This window comes from Paenibacillus baekrokdamisoli (assembly GCF_003945345.1).
Classification (GTDB): domain Bacteria; phylum Bacillota; class Bacilli; order Paenibacillales; family Paenibacillaceae; genus Paenibacillus_Z; species Paenibacillus_Z baekrokdamisoli.
The window spans coordinates 3,671,145-3,686,045 of sequence record NZ_AP019308.1; the positions used below are offsets into that span (position 1 = coordinate 3,671,145).

At 46.0% G+C, this 14,901-nt stretch carries 14 protein-coding genes; 7 read left to right on the forward strand and 7 right to left on the reverse strand.

What is annotated here, in order from left to right; genetic code table 11:
- Positions 1 to 22 precede the first annotated feature (22 nt).
- From EKN16_RS16500 to EKN16_RS16510, 3 genes are all read right to left on the reverse strand, one after another.
- The gene (locus EKN16_RS16500) at positions 23 to 2,401 is read right to left on the reverse strand and encodes a glycoside hydrolase family 95 protein (protein ID WP_125666353.1); all 2,379 of its coding nucleotides are present in this window, start codon (positions 2,399 to 2,401) and stop codon (positions 23 to 25) included.
- A gap of 460 nt (positions 2,402 to 2,861) precedes the next feature.
- Complete coding sequence (locus tag EKN16_RS16505) at positions 2,862 to 3,473, reverse strand: hypothetical protein (protein WP_125659376.1); 612 nt, start codon at positions 3,471 to 3,473, stop codon at positions 2,862 to 2,864.
- A 34-nt stretch (positions 3,474 to 3,507) separates the two neighbouring features.
- On the reverse strand, positions 3,508 to 4,143 hold the full coding sequence (locus EKN16_RS16510) for an HAD-IA family hydrolase (RefSeq protein WP_125659379.1): 636 nt from the start codon (positions 4,141 to 4,143) through the stop codon (positions 3,508 to 3,510).
- A 236-nt stretch (positions 4,144 to 4,379) separates the two neighbouring features.
- Here EKN16_RS16510 and EKN16_RS16515 point away from each other — a divergent pair, with 236 nt between their 5' ends.
- Positions 4,380 to 5,495 (forward strand): winged helix DNA-binding domain-containing protein, encoded by a 1,116-nt coding sequence (locus EKN16_RS16515; RefSeq protein WP_125659382.1) that lies wholly within the window; start codon positions 4,380 to 4,382, stop codon positions 5,493 to 5,495.
- A 126-nt stretch (positions 5,496 to 5,621) separates the two neighbouring features.
- Complete coding sequence (locus tag EKN16_RS16520; RefSeq protein WP_125659385.1) at positions 5,622 to 5,930, forward strand: Dabb family protein; 309 nt, start codon at positions 5,622 to 5,624, stop codon at positions 5,928 to 5,930.
- 189 nt (positions 5,931 to 6,119) lie between these two features.
- Here EKN16_RS16520 and EKN16_RS16525 read toward each other — a convergent pair whose 3' ends face one another.
- Together EKN16_RS16525 and EKN16_RS16530 are read right to left on the reverse strand one after the other, a co-directional pair.
- Positions 6,120 to 7,244, reverse strand: a complete 1,125-nt coding sequence (locus EKN16_RS16525; RefSeq protein WP_125659388.1) for a Gfo/Idh/MocA family protein — start codon at positions 7,242 to 7,244, stop codon at positions 6,120 to 6,122.
- Between the two features lie 33 nt (positions 7,245 to 7,277).
- Positions 7,278 to 8,375, reverse strand: a complete 1,098-nt coding sequence (locus EKN16_RS16530) for an SGNH/GDSL hydrolase family protein (protein ID WP_125659391.1) — start codon at positions 8,373 to 8,375, stop codon at positions 7,278 to 7,280.
- A gap of 209 nt (positions 8,376 to 8,584) precedes the next feature.
- On the opposite strand from EKN16_RS16530, the gene EKN16_RS16535 reads away from it, so the two are divergent.
- Positions 8,585 to 9,574, forward strand: coding sequence for a lipoate--protein ligase (locus EKN16_RS16535; protein ID WP_125659394.1), 990 nt, complete (start codon positions 8,585 to 8,587; stop codon positions 9,572 to 9,574).
- A gap of 84 nt (positions 9,575 to 9,658) precedes the next feature.
- Here EKN16_RS16535 and EKN16_RS16540 read toward each other — a convergent pair whose 3' ends face one another.
- Positions 9,659 to 10,468, reverse strand: a complete 810-nt coding sequence (locus EKN16_RS16540) for a TPM domain-containing protein (RefSeq protein WP_125659397.1) — start codon at positions 10,466 to 10,468, stop codon at positions 9,659 to 9,661.
- Positions 10,468 to 11,031, reverse strand: coding sequence for a LemA family protein (locus tag EKN16_RS16545; protein ID WP_125659400.1), 564 nt, complete (start codon positions 11,029 to 11,031; stop codon positions 10,468 to 10,470). Before EKN16_RS16545 ends, EKN16_RS16540 begins: the two co-directional genes overlap by 1 nt.
- A gap of 163 nt (positions 11,032 to 11,194) precedes the next feature.
- On the opposite strand from EKN16_RS16545, the gene EKN16_RS16550 reads away from it, so the two are divergent.
- The 4 genes from EKN16_RS16550 (at position 11,195) to EKN16_RS16565 (ending at position 14,688) form a co-directional block, all read left to right on the forward strand.
- Complete coding sequence (locus EKN16_RS16550; RefSeq protein ID WP_125659403.1) at positions 11,195 to 11,422, forward strand: hypothetical protein; 228 nt, start codon at positions 11,195 to 11,197, stop codon at positions 11,420 to 11,422.
- 273 nt (positions 11,423 to 11,695) lie between these two features.
- The gene (locus tag EKN16_RS16555) at positions 11,696 to 13,282 is read left to right on the forward strand and encodes an MDR family MFS transporter (RefSeq protein WP_125659406.1); all 1,587 of its coding nucleotides are present in this window, start codon (positions 11,696 to 11,698) and stop codon (positions 13,280 to 13,282) included.
- Between the two features lie 6 nt (positions 13,283 to 13,288).
- Positions 13,289 to 13,897 (forward strand): PadR family transcriptional regulator, encoded by a 609-nt coding sequence (locus tag EKN16_RS16560; protein ID WP_125659409.1) that lies wholly within the window; start codon positions 13,289 to 13,291, stop codon positions 13,895 to 13,897.
- A gap of 179 nt (positions 13,898 to 14,076) precedes the next feature.
- Positions 14,077 to 14,688, forward strand: coding sequence for a hypothetical protein (locus EKN16_RS16565; protein ID WP_125659412.1), 612 nt, complete (start codon positions 14,077 to 14,079; stop codon positions 14,686 to 14,688).
- Positions 14,689 to 14,901: the final 213 nt, after the last annotated feature.

Below are 14,901 nucleotides of genomic sequence, written 5' to 3' on the forward strand. Positions count from 1 at the left end.
AGTTTCGGACTGCTCTCTTCTTTTAGATACGATGAATTTTATAAAGCTGCCCTTTTACGGTTTCGAAACGAAGGAAGCCCTCTTCTTCTTGATCCGCTTGAATCAGATTCGCTTCGTCCACTACAACTCGAACCGATCCGCTGACTGCTATTACACAACTTCCTCCGCTGCCGGATAGAATCTGCACTTCAGTCCAGTTTCTATTTTCCCAGTTTACACTGACCTCGAATCCCCCTCGCGCTCTCAATCCGGAGATATAACCCGCAGGCCAAGCATCCGGTAAAGCAGGAAGCAGCTCTATATAACCTTGATGCGATTGTACCAGCATCTCGGCAATACCTGCTGTTGCTGCAAAGTTGCCATCAATTTGGAAGGGTGGATGTGCGTCGAATAGATTCGCATAAACGCCCCCTCGATGGTAATTATCCGAGTCGTCATCTTTGACAAGCTTTAATAAATTGGATAGCAGAAGACGAGCGCGATTGCCGTTACCAAAACGCGCCCACAGGGAGATTTTCCAACCCAAACTCCAGCCAGTGCCTTCATCTCCACGCCGTTCTAGTGAATGCCTCGCCGCTTTGAAAAATTCAGGTGACGAGCTTGCAGTTAATTGTCTGCCTGGATATACCCCGAATATATGGGATACATGCCGATGATGAATGTCCTCATCCTCGAAGTCGATTGCCCATTCCTGAAGCTGTCCGTGCTTGCCGATCTGAAGAGGGAGCAGCCTCTCTCTTACCTCAGTCAATTCGCTGCTGAACACCTCGTCCGTACCGAGTGTCACTGCGGCTTCTATACAATTCGTAAATAGATCCCAGATGAGCATCAAATCCATAGTAGAAGCTGCACTAACCCCGGAAAAGCCGTTCTCTACTCTGAATTTATGCTCCGGTGAAGTAGAAGGCGCAGTAATAAGCCGATCATTCTCATCTTCTATCAGCCAATCCAAGCAGAACAATGCCGCTTCCTTCATAATTGGATAAGCCTTCTCCCGTAAATAGGAGACATCTTTTCCATAGGCATAATGCTCCCATAGATGCTGACAAAGCCATACACCGCCCATCGGCCAGAGTGCCCAAACTGCATCGCCGTGACCGTAAGCACCAACTGGAGCGGATTGTGCCCAAATATCCGAATTGTGATGCACCGTCCAGCCGCGTGTGCCGTAGTTAATTTCAGCTGTTTTCTTGCCGCTTACTGCCAAGCTGCTGATAAAGTCCAGCAAAGGCTCATGACATTCCGCCAAATTACAATTCTCCGCTGGCCAATAGTTCATCTCTGTATTGACATTTAGCGTCCAGTTGCTGCTCCATGGCGCTCTTGTTTCTTGATTCCAAATGCCCTGCAAATTAGCAGGCTGTGTCCCAGGGCGGGAGCTTGCTATCATTAAGTATCGTCCATATTGAAAAAGCAGTGTCACCAGTGCCGGGTCATCAGCACCATAATCCGCAATCCTTTTGTCCGTATCCATATCCACTGGTGCAGCTGATTCACCTAGATGCAGCTGCACCCGGTTATACAAGGATTGATAATCCGCTATATGCCGCTGACGAAGCTGTTCGTACGGTATGTCAGCTATATGCTTCAGATATGCTGCTGCGAGTTCACCTGGATCTCTACCATCACTTCCAGGCAAACGGTCGAATCCATTAAAGCTGGTCGCCGCGCTCCAATATAACGTAACCGCTGTGCCACCCGTAATATGAATGCCATCCTGATCGATGACAATGTCCCCGCCCTCAAGGCTGGCGGATAAGTATCCTTCGAAGCGCATCGCTTCCGTTGTTGATAGGTCTCCATACGAGATAGGGTTATCGACATCATAATAATTAGGAGCCACACTCTCCGGGGCTACTCCGTGGATCTTGAAGCAGTCTTCAGCTGCATCCGTTCGATAACGTAGAGGACTATCCAGCCTTGCATGAAGGTTAAGCATACCCGGACTACTTGCTTCCAGCCGAATAGCAATGATTTGATCCGGATAAGAGGCCCATATCTCCCTGGTGTAGGTCACATTCCCTATCACATATCGGGTATGAGTCGTTCCTTGTTCCAGATCAAGTGTTCTCTGATAATCCCGATAAAGGTCGCCATGTTCAAAAGCAATATGTATATGACCCAGCGGCAAATACGATTGCGTATAAGGTCCCATCATTTCCTTACAAAGGAGATCAGCCTCGATGAAGCGTTTCTCCGCTAGGAGACGGCGTACCTCTGGCAGCACATTCTTCGCATCAGGATTATTCCAATCCATTGGGTAACCAGACCAAAGGGTATCCTCATTTAATTGAATCCGTTCCTGCTCCACACCTCCGGATACCATAGCACCAAGTCTACCGTTACCAATTGGCAGTGCTTCTGTCCATACTTTAGCTGGTGTTGAATATTGCAGCTTCATCGTCGTATTGCCTCCCATGTTTTAAGGCGTCTTTACCCCTAGATGAGATACGCCTTGTTCTCCTAAGCAAGCGCTTGCAATGATGTGTGCAACCATTTGCAATAATGTGTACAACCATAATAACAGGTTGCGGAGAATAAGATAATACACCTTTATTGCGTAAATATACTCTCTTTTGCGCTCCTGCTTCAGATCAAAAAAGCTATTCCACAGCGGTTAATTTCAGAGGGTAAAGTGCTTACCAAATGATGATCCTTCCGGGTGGTTAGGTCAGGGCTGAGTGTGGGCTCCATTCGCTGTTGAAGTCGTGTTGTTTGATTAGTATTTTATAGGTTATAACACGACTTCAAAGGCGAAACGTAAACTTTCCGCTCCACACTCAGACCCTTTCCTTTACAAATTAGGACTACACGTGTAGCATGTTGATTCGCGAGGGGAAGTGAGAAGATCGATTGGTTTTTCACGATATCGACTTAACGAACCCCTCCAGATCATCAACAGCTAGGTTTATATGAGTGATATCTCTAGATATTCCTAAAAAACCGTATGATCTTATAGCCTTCTTAAGTATTACCTGACAATTGATATCATCTTTAAACCCAATGAACTGCTTATAAAAGAGTGGGGTCGCCACCACCCAAAAGCTGCTTGAAGCATGAATTAATTCCTTCTCACTGTGAATTACGCTTACAGATTTAACTTCTTTTCGATCAATCTCGATTGACTTTCTAATCCCTACATTGATTAGAATTTTAGTGTCATCGACTTTCACTCGTCCTCGGCGTACTAAATTGTAATCGCCGATTAAATAGATAATCCCGTAAAGATGAATGACCTGCAGCAGCGATACCAAGAAATCGGGAAATCGATCATTCAATAGGTAATGAAAGGCGATAAATTCAAGCAACTGTTCATGAACAAGCGCCAAAAAAATAAACAAATATAAACTTTTTTTGTGGTAGGAGAAAGATAGCTGCTTATCCTCTTGAATCCTTCCCCATTTAAAGAAAGCATAATAAAACACAAATGCATCACCCAATATGGCTTGCAAACGTTTGTTAAGAACGATCATCCGGGACGCTTCCTTTCATAGTTTCCTTCTATTCTTATCTCGTTAGAATTTCCATTATTTCCTGCGGCTGCTTAACCAAATAATTAGGTTTCTCAGCAAGCAGCGAATCCATCGTGTCTAGCCCCCAAGTCACAGCTATTACATCTATATTGCATTTCTTGCACGCCAATATATCTCTTCGCTCATCACCGATATAGAGGATATCTTCGCGATTTAGTCGATTCTCTTTCATATATTGCTTCAATGTTTGATGTTTACCGAATAATCCATTAGAAGAACGTACATCGTGGAATCCTTTTAAACCTTGAATTTGTAAGAATTCCGTTACGTTGGCTGCAGCGTTCGATGTTACGACCGAGATGATATATCCTTTACTTTGCAGCAAGCCCACAACTTCCTTCATTTCAGCAATAAAATGTATTTCATTTAAATATTGCTTATACCGTTCTTTAAATTCCTTACCAATTTTCCTTATTAAGAGAAATCTGTACATAGGCACATTCAATGCTTTGAATCTCTCTTTTATTGGCAAATTATTGAGGAGGTTGAACTCTTCTTGATTGACCTGCTTAAAGTTGTATTTCATAGCTAATTCATTGTAAATCATCATAATTTCAGCTGTTGAATCTACTAATGTTCCATCGAAATCAAATATAATATGTTTATACATAGGAACAATACACCCTCATTCTGTCTACTTTTCAATGACTTTGCATTTATAGGCTAAACAATCAGCCCCTTTCTTTAATTCAATAGCATTGCAAAGTATCCCTTCCTTTTTTTACTGTTTACTTAATATTAATTACAATATAGATGGCCTTTGCGGATCTAATTAACTGAGGTTACGATATATTACAATAATTGAGATTAAGACTATCAAGATTACTGACGTAAGGGAGTTCTTTCATGTCTAAATTAAACAGTCGTTCTGGACCCGTGTTATCTAAAATGGCCCTTAATCGGGCCTTACTGGAGCGGCAGCTGCTGCTGCGCCGCTCGAAGATTTCTGCGCTAGAGGCCATTGTGCATCTGGTTGGTTTTCAGGCGCAAGCCCCAAATCCCCCTTATTATGGACTATGGACGCGGCTGGAAGGCTTCCGTCATGAGCAATTGTCGGAGCTTATGAAAGACCGTCAGGTAGTACGAATCGCGTTAATGCGATCAACCATTCATTTGGTCACTGCGGAAGACTGCATCATGTTTCGCCCCTTGTTGCAATCGGCACTCGAACGGGGCTTGAAGGGGAATTTTGGCAAACAGCTTAATGGCATAGACCTTCAGGCACTTACAGCTGCGGGCCGAATGTTGGTCGAGGAACAGCCACGGACATTTAATGAGCTTGGGATGCTCTTGCAAGAAAAGTGGCCCAATGTTGATCCGATTGCTCTTGGCGCAGCTGTCCGTACCTTCGTTCCACTCGTCCAAGTACCCCCTCGCGGTCTTTGGGGTGAAAGTGGACAGGCTGCGCATACTTCTTCTGAGCATTGGCTTAAACGCCCCCTCTCCTCCGATGCAACAGCTGAAGAGATGCTTCGTCGATATCTTGCCGCATTCGGCCCGGCGTCCGTCAAAGACATGCAGGTATGGTCTGGCTTAACTAAGCTGCGGGAAGTCATTGAGCTGCTCCGCCCAAGCCTGCGCACCTTCCACGATGAGCAAGGTATCGAGCTGTTCGACTTACAGGACGCTCCATTACCCGATCCAGCTGCTCCAGCCCCGCCGCGTTTCTTAGGGGAGTTCGACAATATGCTCCTTTCGTATGCTGATCGCTCTCGTATTATGAGCGAAGAACATCGCAAGCGAGTTTTCACCTCGAATGGAATTATTCGAGCAGCGATCCTTGTGGATGGTTTTGTCAGCGGGTTATGGAGGATCGAGCGTGAACGTGATCGCGCAACCCTAGTGATTGAGCCGTTCGTGCCGCTGTCCCAGCAGGACAGCATATCTCTCACTGAGGAAGGCTCAAGACTGCTTCAATTCGCCTGTACAGAAATAGGTACACATCACATCCGATTTGCTTAAACAAAGCTTATTCATTTCATGTCTGGTGCAGCTGAAATCGTTTTTTGTTGATTCCTTCCTGAATGGTACACTATGATAGAATACGGACAATAACCGATAACCGATAAATGGAAAGGAGCAGGATTCATGTTTGAACATCTCGTTATCTTTAAATTCAACTCCAGTTTGACGAAGGAACATGAGCAAGTGCTTCTAGGGAAGCTGCAGGCATTGAAACAAACTATTCCTGGCATTATTGAGCTTAGTGCGGGGATTAACGTCACAGAAGAAACGGAGAATAGGCATGGTTATTCCTTGGGATTAAGAGTCACGTTCGAGAGCCAAGAAGCACTCCGCCAATATGGACCGCATCCGGCCCATCAAGATTTCGTGAAGGCTCTGGACGGCGTTCTAGACAATGTGGTCGTGGTTGATTATCCCCTTACAATTGCATGATTACCATGGATTGCAGTGCAATCACTCTGCCGACCAGCTGAAACTCATCATTCTGAAAGTAGATGGGTTTCGCGAAACGCAGGCAGAACAAATAGATAGCCGGTAGGCGATCTGATGGAAAAGGACGCCGAAGTACATCTCGGCGTCCTCTTATTGGAGTGCTAATTGGTGAACGGATTGATTGTTCTCTTACTTAGCTACTTTTTCCTTACTCCCGTGCTCAGCGGATAGAAGGAACGCATCGATCACCTGCTGAACATGATCAGCATCATCGAACCCCGCTAACTCCTCATGACTGGCATGATCTCCCTTTTCAGCAGCGAATACAGCACTTGCCCATTTCCATGCTTCATTCTTCTCCGAGTTCCGATAAGGTCGGAATCGATCCTCCGATGGCTCTGCTGCAAGATCCCAAGGGAGTGCTGTTGGAAGCTCAATCGGTTGCAAGGTCTCGCCTGCTTTCGCGGTATAAAGTCTATATCCATATCCAGTTGCCGTTAATTGCAAAGCGCCTCCGGTTCCATATAATTCGATAGCTATGCTCTGTCCCCCATTACCTTGCGAACGAACCCAGCTCGTCTGGAAGGCAGCATGACCACCTTCTGCAAATTCGACTTGTGCATAGATAGAATCGGCTGCTTGATCACGATTCTTTCGTTCCTTGAAATTCACCAATCGGCCCGCTTCCAGACAACGAATAGAAGCAGCTACCGCCGTGATTGGCTCCTCCAGCACATACTGAGCGAGGTCGATCAGATGAGAACCCAGATCCTGAAGCACGCCGCCTGCACCCGCTTCACTTACAGCTCCGCGCCAGCCCGGTGAACCGCCAAGTCCGTAATCACCAGTATATTCAAAGCGACCCTCCAGATATTGACCGATCGCTCCTTCGCGAATGGCCTGTCGCAGATATTGCACGCCCGGGTGCTCACGTACGGAGAAGTTAACGCTATGCACCAAATTCTTCTCTATTGCAGTTTGTGCCATCTCACTCGACTGTTTACCATCGAGTGCCAAGGGCTTCTCACACAGCACATGAATGCCTCTCTTCATCGCTTCCATTGCCAGGGGATAATGAAGGTTATTAGGCGTAATAATGCAGACACCCTCCAGCTTCTCGGTATCCATCATTTCAATAGCAGAAGTATACACAGAGGGAATATCGTATTTTCCTGCCATTTTACGCGCGTTTTCCCCATTCTTGCTGCAAATAGCTGCTACACGAACATGAGGATGCTTCGTTAATACGGGCAGAAACCATAGATCTGCAAACCAACTAGCTCCAATGATCCCAACATTAATTTTATTCTCCATAGGTCATCACCTTTCTGAATCGGGATAACTATTCTACTGGATAATACCAATGTTCCCTAAGCGGAAATTCGTCCCTTTACAATCCGGGCGGCTGCCGTGTATGACTTCCAGTTCAAAGTAATGCTTCCCGAACTCCAGCTCATCGCCAAGGAAGCTCATTCGATACCAGCCATCATCTCCGCACCAGTCGGGTCTATCCCGTCTCTCGGTTACCCAATCACCACCATCGATCTTGTAGCGGAATTCCGCAGCGTTTTTTCCAAAGTCGAATCCAAGCGTTAAGCCGCGACCCTCGAAAGTAAAAGCTAACTTAGCTCCAATCGCCGCCGTCTCAAGCACTTGATCAATCCAAATATGATGAAGAAACCGCCTTATCACCCACGGTCCCTCCGTTTGCACCTGATCAAAAGACAGATTGGCAGCGAGCTCCCAATGCTTCGGATGCAGGGGTGTGGGTAAAGCGATATCTTGCTGTTCTTGTCCTGTTCCCTTGGCGAGCTTCAGCTCCTTCTCGAGGAAGGCAATAACACTTTGACCATAACTGAGACTGCCTCGGCTCGTTGGATGAAGACCATCAGGCAGCCATTCTTCCCAGCGCATCCTTCCTTTGCGAACCTCCTCTAAAGCGTGGAGTCCCATCCAAACAGAACCGATCCCATAATGATCCGCCAGCTCTTCTAGCTCCGCAATCGAATCAGGAACGCCGCCCTCCTCCATGTCGGGGTACATATCCTGACAAAAGGTATGTACAAGCACGACATCGCGCTGTCCATCTGCAAGAAGCTTGCGCACAAGACCTTCACGCGTGCGTTTGCGTTTATCTGACACTTCGCCATAATCATTAACCGCATAGTCGATGAAGACCAAATCGCATCCACGGTCGATCAAATCACGCTGAGCGCGAAATACTGCAAGCTCACTGCCTGTTGCGCCTATTGCTGCATTTTCCACGATAATACGTGTCTGGGGAAAAGTCTCACCAAACCAAGCAATAACCGGCTCCGGCCAGTTATGACGAGGCCGTCCATCCGTAATCGACCCACCGATAAATCCAACCGTTATTTGTCCTTCTAACTGCTTGTTCCAGATATGCTGCAGAGGTTTACGATGCTTCCAAATCGTTTCATTCATAATAGGTAATCCTTTCTAAGGGAAGTTATTGTAGGTATTTATTTATTCTTATTCGCCGTGCAGCTCTATTTTCCTTGGAAACGGTTCCATAATTATCTAAGCAGCTTCCACAAAAACTCCGCAACAGCTAATTTCTATGAGACAAAGTGGACGACGCACGCCGACTTCTATATCATACGGATTACAACTACCTTTAGGAGGCGCATGACATGCTTTTTATCAGTAATGAGAATAATCACGATCCATCCATAAATTTGGCACTGGAGGAGTACGCGCTGAGGCATCTGCCTTTAGAAGAAGAATATCTGCTCTTCTACATCAACGAGCCTTCGATTATAATTGGTAAAAATCAAAATACAGCCGAAGAAGTGAATACGACGTATGTCGACGAGCAGGGCATTCATGTCGTACGCCGATTGTCCGGTGGTGGAGCGGTCTATCATGATTTAGGTAATCTAAACTTCAGCTTCCTAACTCGTGACGACGGCAAATCCTTTCACAATTTCCGCAAATTTACCGAGCCTGTCGTGGAAGCACTGCGCAAGCTGGGCGTCGAAGCCGAACTATCCGGACGCAATGATCTGCAGGTAGGTGAACGTAAAATCTCAGGCAATGCACAGTTTGCCACCAAAGGACGAATGTTCAGCCATGGTACGCTGCTGTTTGATTCCGAGGTTGATTCCATCGTCTCTGCTCTTAACGTCAACCCTGCTAAATTTGAATCGAAGGCGACAAAGTCCGTACGAAGCCGAGTTGCTAATATTGTTGAATTTCTTAAAGAACCCCTGACAATGGAGCAGTTCCGGCAGTTCCTGCTGGAGTCCATCTTCGGAGGGAATACGACCATTCCCGAATATAAATTAACCGAAGCAGACTGGACCGCTGTTCACCAGCTAGCAGATGAACGCTATCGAAGCTGGGATTGGAACTATGGACGATCCCCTGCCTTTAACGTACGTCAGGTCAAACGACTTGCAGCAGGAACCTTTGATGTCCGGTTGAATGTCATAGATGGGATAATCGCTGAAGCGGTCGTCTTCGGGGATTTCTTCGGAACGGGTGAGGTATCCGAAGTCACAGATAAGCTCAAAGGGGTCAGATATGACCTTGCATCTGTGGGTACGGCACTGTCAGAAGTGGATCTGCGCCTCTATTTCGGACCTGTTGACCGAGCAGAGTGGCTGGCGTTGTTGTTCTAAGCAAGCTGCTGCTTTCCATGATTTCAAGCAAAAGGGGAATTCGAAAACAGCTAATGCTGCTTTTGAATTCCCCTTTACAACTTCTTATCGGCTTGCGCCACCACCACCGCTGGATCCACCGCCGCCACGGCCGCCGCCAAATCCTCCTCCACCAGAAGAGCCCCCGCGTCGACCAACCATATTAAGCACAGCGAAAGTGAATGCGCCTCCTGTCAGCTTGAAATCTAGGAAAAACAGGAGAACAACGATGAGGCCAATACCAATTTTCATATAGCCAGGCAGGGAGCTAAACCAGCCGCCTCCCTCTCCTTGAACCGAGGCTATATCTCCGCTGCCCTCTGGCATTTCCGAGGCGTTAATGCCATACTCTGCCGCAGCTTCGCGAATAATAGCGCTTTGCGTCTGAATGAATGCCTCATCCAATTGCCCAGCCTGCATATTAGGAACAAAAAACTGATCCAAGATCGCGCCCGCCTTACTATCGGTTATTCGACCTTCGAGCCCATATCCGACCTCGATACGAACATGAGGTTCATCACCTGCCACATACAGAAGAAGAACACCATCATTGCGCTCCTTGCCCCCGAGTCCCATCTGGCGGAGACGATCCACCGCGTAGTTCTCCAAAGACTTATTCCCAAGATCCGCTGCTTTCACGGCCACGATACCTACTTGGGCCGTTCCCGTCCGATCATGAAGCCATACGGCATGACTGTACAGCTGCTGCGCCGTTTCCGGCAAAATCACACCTGCATCGTCTTGAACATACACACCATAGGGTGATTCAGCAGCCTCAACTGTGCTTCCCATACCAATAATCCCAAGCAGAAGAACAAGCAAGCAAAGAAAGCCAGCTGGTAACCGCCTTATTCGCAACTCCCCGATGGCAGACATCAGAATTTCACTTCAGGCACCGTATCCGCGCCTTCCTTAGCTTTGAAGAACTCTTTCTTCTCAAATCCAAACATGGAAGCGAATATCGATGCAGGAAACTTCCGAATCTTCGTATTGTAGCTGGTTACCGCTTCATTATAATCTCTGCGTGCTACCGATATCCGGTTTTCTGTCCCCTCTAAGTTATCCGTTAGCGTTTTGAACTGGGCGTCCGCCTTCAAGTTGGGATAATTCTCTACCACTACAAGCAATCTAGATAGAGCCCCTGTCAGTTGTTGGTCCGCATCTGCTTTTTCTTGCGGAGTTCCTGCAGCATTCAGCTGTGCTCTCGCTTTCGTAATGTTTGCAATAACTTCCTTCTCATGAGCCGCATAGCCTTTGACCGTACTTACGAGATTGGGTATGAGATCAGCCCGGCGTTGTAGATCGACATCGATCTGCGACAGCTTATTTTCTACTGCTGTCTCGGAAGAGACAAGTCCATTATAGGAACCTACTCCGGACAAAATAAGAATAAGCACGATAACCCCGATAACCACTCCAATAATTGTTGAACGTTTCATACGAACCCCCCCATTTCAATCTTATATATCATTTATACCTATTATATACATAAGAGAAAGAAGTGAAAACATTTCACCCCATTCTCATCGACCTTTAACAAGACAACCCTTCCCCAATGATATACACTAGAACTAACTTCTATTCCAGATTGGAGAGAATTCAATGACTGAACACCAGAGTAATGTGACGTCGTTAACAGCATTGAGAACCTGGAAGGCAATTCCCCAGTCTCTCAGAGATAAGTTGGTCCGCAACGTCTTCTGCGGCAAGTGCAAGGGTGCTGTAGAAATCGTTGATTTCAACATTCAGCAAGATAAGAACAGTCTCATTCTTCGCGGCAAGTGCCGTATCTGCAGCGGACCTGTCGCCCGTGTCGTAGAAAACGAATAAAGCACATTCGTTATAGAAAGGCTTTCTCTAAGATCTGAAAAGATCCGAGGGAAAGCCTTTTTGCTGTAATTAATCAATCAACAACCAGCGGACAGTCGGACATTTCCACACAATCAATTTCCTGCGGTTTCAAAGTGCTAGGAGCCGATCGGATAAAGCGCGGGTATTTCTAGATTTTTCAGCGCCTTGTAAAGAACTCAAATTTGAGTATAATGACAATAGGTAATCAAATTTGAGTATGTACTCGATTTGTTAATGAAAGGAAGTTGAAAAGTGGACGCAAATAGAAGTAATGTGAAGTTGGTTATTGCCGGACTGCTGCTTGGTCTATTCATGGCCGCACTCGATCAGACCATCGTATCGACCGCCATGACCAAAATCATCCAGCAATTGGGAGGGCTTGATAAATTCGTTTGGGTTTATTCCGCGTACATGATCGCAATGGTTGTATCGACTCCGATCTTCGGCAAGCTATCCGATATGTATGGTCGAAAACGGTTCTTCCTAGCAGGCTTAATTCTATTCATGCTGGGCTCTATTCTATGTGGAACCGCTCAGAACATGGAGCAGTTAATTATTTATCGTGCCATTCAAGGTATCGGTGGCGGTGCTCTGATGCCAATCGTTTTCACGATCATCTTCGATCTATTCCCAGCGGAGAAGCGGGGCAAAATGATGGGACTCTTCGGAGCCGTATTCGGTGTATCCAGCGTGTTCGGTCCTATTATGGGCGGTCTAATAACAGATAACATTAGCTGGCGCTGGATATTTTATATCAATGTCCCGATTGGGATTTTGTCCGTATTCTTCATTGCCAAAGCCTATCACGAGTCCAAAAACACTCGGAAACAAAGCATCGACTGGGCGGGTGCGATTCTACTTACCGCTGCCATTCTGTGTTTAATGTTCGGCTTGGAGCTTGGAGGGTCAGATGGCTGGGCATGGGGATCAGTCAAAACAATCTCGCTCTTCGTTGCATCCGGCGCTCTGTTAATTATCTTCCTGCTTGTTGAACGGGCCGTAAAGGATCCTATTATTCAGCTTAGCCTATTCAAGAAACGTCTATTCACCAGCAGCATGATGATCAGCCTTCTCTATGGTGGTGTTATGATCTCTGCAGCGACTTACATTCCGATCTTCATCCAAGGTGTCTTCCACAAGACAGCTACAGAAACGAGCTCTGTACTGACACCGATGATGTTAGGCGTTGTGCTCAGCAGCCAAGTCGGGGGACGAATTGCCAATAAGTTTAGATTTCGTGATGTTATGATCGTGTCCGCTCTAACTTTATTAATCGGAATTACTTTACTTGGTTTCGCCATGGATACAACAACCAGTCGTTTGATCATCACGCTTTATATGGTTATCGTCGGTCTTGGTATGGGTGTATCCTTCTCCTTGCTTAACATCTCCACACTGAATTCCGTACCGCCGCAATATAAAGGATCGGCTTCATCTCTGATCACTTTCTTCCGCACCATCGGTTCAGCTCTTGGGGTTACAGTCTTCGGAGCGCTGCAGAAATCAGAATTTCAAGCGGGGGTAAAGGAAATCTCTGCGATTACTCCAGCAATGGCCGCTAAAATCAAGGGAGGGCAAGCACTACTTGATCCGACCGTTCAAGCGAAAATGGGCATGTCTCCCGATATCGTCAATAGTTTGCTTTCCAAGCTTGCAGATTCCATCATCTATATCTTCCAATGGTCAGTTCTCCTGCCTGTTCTAGCCATTGTGTTCGCGATTTTGATGGGTCGTGCCCGTTATGAAGTAGCAAAGCAGGGAAGTCATGGAGCTCCGGATAAACAGGGTCCTCAGGCTGAAGGAACGAGTAAGCCAAAACCATCCTACCGAGGAGGTTAAGCTTCCATGTCAATGAAGCTGATGATTTTGGGTCTATTAATGGAATCTGAACGTCATCCTTACGAAATACGTCAGACCATCAAAATGCGGAATTGGAGTGAATGCTTCAAGCTAAGAGATGGTTCCTTGTATTATGCTGTCGACCAGCTTCGTGAAGATAGCTTGATCGAAGCGGCGGAAGTGGTTTCCGTCCCCGGCGACAATCGTCCCGACAAAACCATTTACAGAGTCACGGATAAAGGGAGAGCGGCTTTTAACGAGCTTCTGTATGCCCAATTCAAACAAATCTCTTACCCCCAGCACCCTTTGTTCTTGGCCATGCCATTCGTCCGTCATAGTGATCCGGATAAGGCCATTGCTTTAATTGAAGAGCAGCTAGAAGCATCTGAATCCCGAATTCAGAGAATGAAGGCTGTTCTTGAGATCAAGGAAGCTTTCCTGCCTAGAGGCTCTGCGATGATGATTCGCGGCTTCATCCAATTCAGTGAGACTGAGCGGTTATGGCTGACAGATGTGCTCACCGAGGCCAGAACAGGCAGCCTCTTCGCTGGCCCTAAATGGACATTAGAAGAGATTGAGGCTTATTTGAAGACTCAGCCTCCACAAGAGAAATAAGAATAGGGCGATTTCAAAGGTTAAGTGCCTTTGAGATCGCCCTATTCGTTTTCTTTCGTATACAACTTTATCGAAAATGAACCAAAGTTCCATTGCCTAGGGCAGCAAGGAATATTCAAATACTACGTCGAATAAGAGAAACACACTAATCGAGATATGGTTATGTTAAAGGAGTACATATGAATAATGTAGCTAATGAAGAAAAGTATCTTCAACTCCGCGAACAACAATCATTTTATTTTCAAGAACATTTTAAATCCGACAAAACAGAAACCTATATCTCGCCTTCTTTGAAATTCACATTAACGGTTGAGCACTTTTATTATAGTGAGGGAATAGTCGGCAAAAATTACACACGGGGCACAGTTACTAATAATGTGGATGAAAGTAAAATCATCATCGACCGAAACTATAGTCATTTTCTTTTTAAATGGGTTACTCAAGGGGAGCATGAGTACCTTCTTTGTGGGCAGGATTATCAAGGATACACGATGGTTGATTTATCAAACAACGAAATTATAGATTTTGTCCCCGAAGAAGCCTATGAAGGGGACGGCTTTTGTTGGGCTGCCATTTATAATTATAATACCCACAATATATTAGTGGTGGAAGGATGCTTTTGGGCTGCTGAATATGAAATTGTTTTTTATGATTTCTCGGAACCATTAAAGCTTCCATATAAAGAGATAATGAGAATTACCCCCTATGAGAAAGTAGTCGGCTGGGCTGAAGCAGGTTATTTTGAATACCTCGATGAGAACCTCAATTTAATAAAAGCAAAGGTACTTTGAGAACAACATCAGTTGTTCTTGAACGAAGAACATCAACAATTTTAAAAAATCGGCTCTAAACTATAATCAGTGCTTGCCATCACGAAGTACCCAGCGGAGCGGACGGAATCGTTCTGAAGAAGCGATAGCGTTCGCCTTTGTCTCCGAATTTCTACCTTTAAGGAATATAATCAAGAAATAGGGAGACAACAGCGATCGTAAGAATGATCCGTC

Excerpts from the sequence above, each read along its gene's own strand:
- EKN16_RS16560 (WP_125659409.1), top strand. The coding sequence starts at position 13,289 with ATGTCAATGAAGCTGATGATTTTGGGTCTATTAATGGAATCTGAACGT.
- EKN16_RS16505 (WP_125659376.1), bottom strand. The coding sequence starts at position 3,473 with ATGATCGTTCTTAACAAACGTTTGCAAGCCATATTGGGTGATGCATTT.
- EKN16_RS16535 (WP_125659394.1), top strand. The coding sequence starts at position 8,585 with ATGCTTTTTATCAGTAATGAGAATAATCACGATCCATCCATAAATTTG.
- EKN16_RS16510 (WP_125659379.1), bottom strand. The coding sequence starts at position 4,143 with ATGTATAAACATATTATATTTGATTTCGATGGAACATTAGTAGATTCA.
- EKN16_RS16515 (WP_125659382.1), top strand. The coding sequence starts at position 4,380 with ATGTCTAAATTAAACAGTCGTTCTGGACCCGTGTTATCTAAAATGGCC.
- EKN16_RS16520 (WP_125659385.1), top strand. The coding sequence starts at position 5,622 with ATGTTTGAACATCTCGTTATCTTTAAATTCAACTCCAGTTTGACGAAG.
- EKN16_RS16550 (WP_125659403.1), top strand. The coding sequence starts at position 11,195 with ATGACTGAACACCAGAGTAATGTGACGTCGTTAACAGCATTGAGAACC.
- EKN16_RS16525 (WP_125659388.1), bottom strand. The coding sequence starts at position 7,244 with ATGGAGAATAAAATTAATGTTGGGATCATTGGAGCTAGTTGGTTTGCA.
- EKN16_RS16565 (WP_125659412.1), top strand. The coding sequence starts at position 14,077 with ATGAATAATGTAGCTAATGAAGAAAAGTATCTTCAACTCCGCGAACAA.
- EKN16_RS16530 (WP_125659391.1), bottom strand. The coding sequence starts at position 8,375 with ATGAATGAAACGATTTGGAAGCATCGTAAACCTCTGCAGCATATCTGG.
- EKN16_RS16500 (WP_125666353.1), bottom strand. The coding sequence starts at position 2,401 with ATGAAGCTGCAATATTCAACACCAGCTAAAGTATGGACAGAAGCACTG.
- EKN16_RS16545 (WP_125659400.1), bottom strand. The coding sequence starts at position 11,031 with ATGAAACGTTCAACAATTATTGGAGTGGTTATCGGGGTTATCGTGCTT.
- EKN16_RS16540 (WP_125659397.1), bottom strand. The coding sequence starts at position 10,468 with ATGTCTGCCATCGGGGAGTTGCGAATAAGGCGGTTACCAGCTGGCTTT.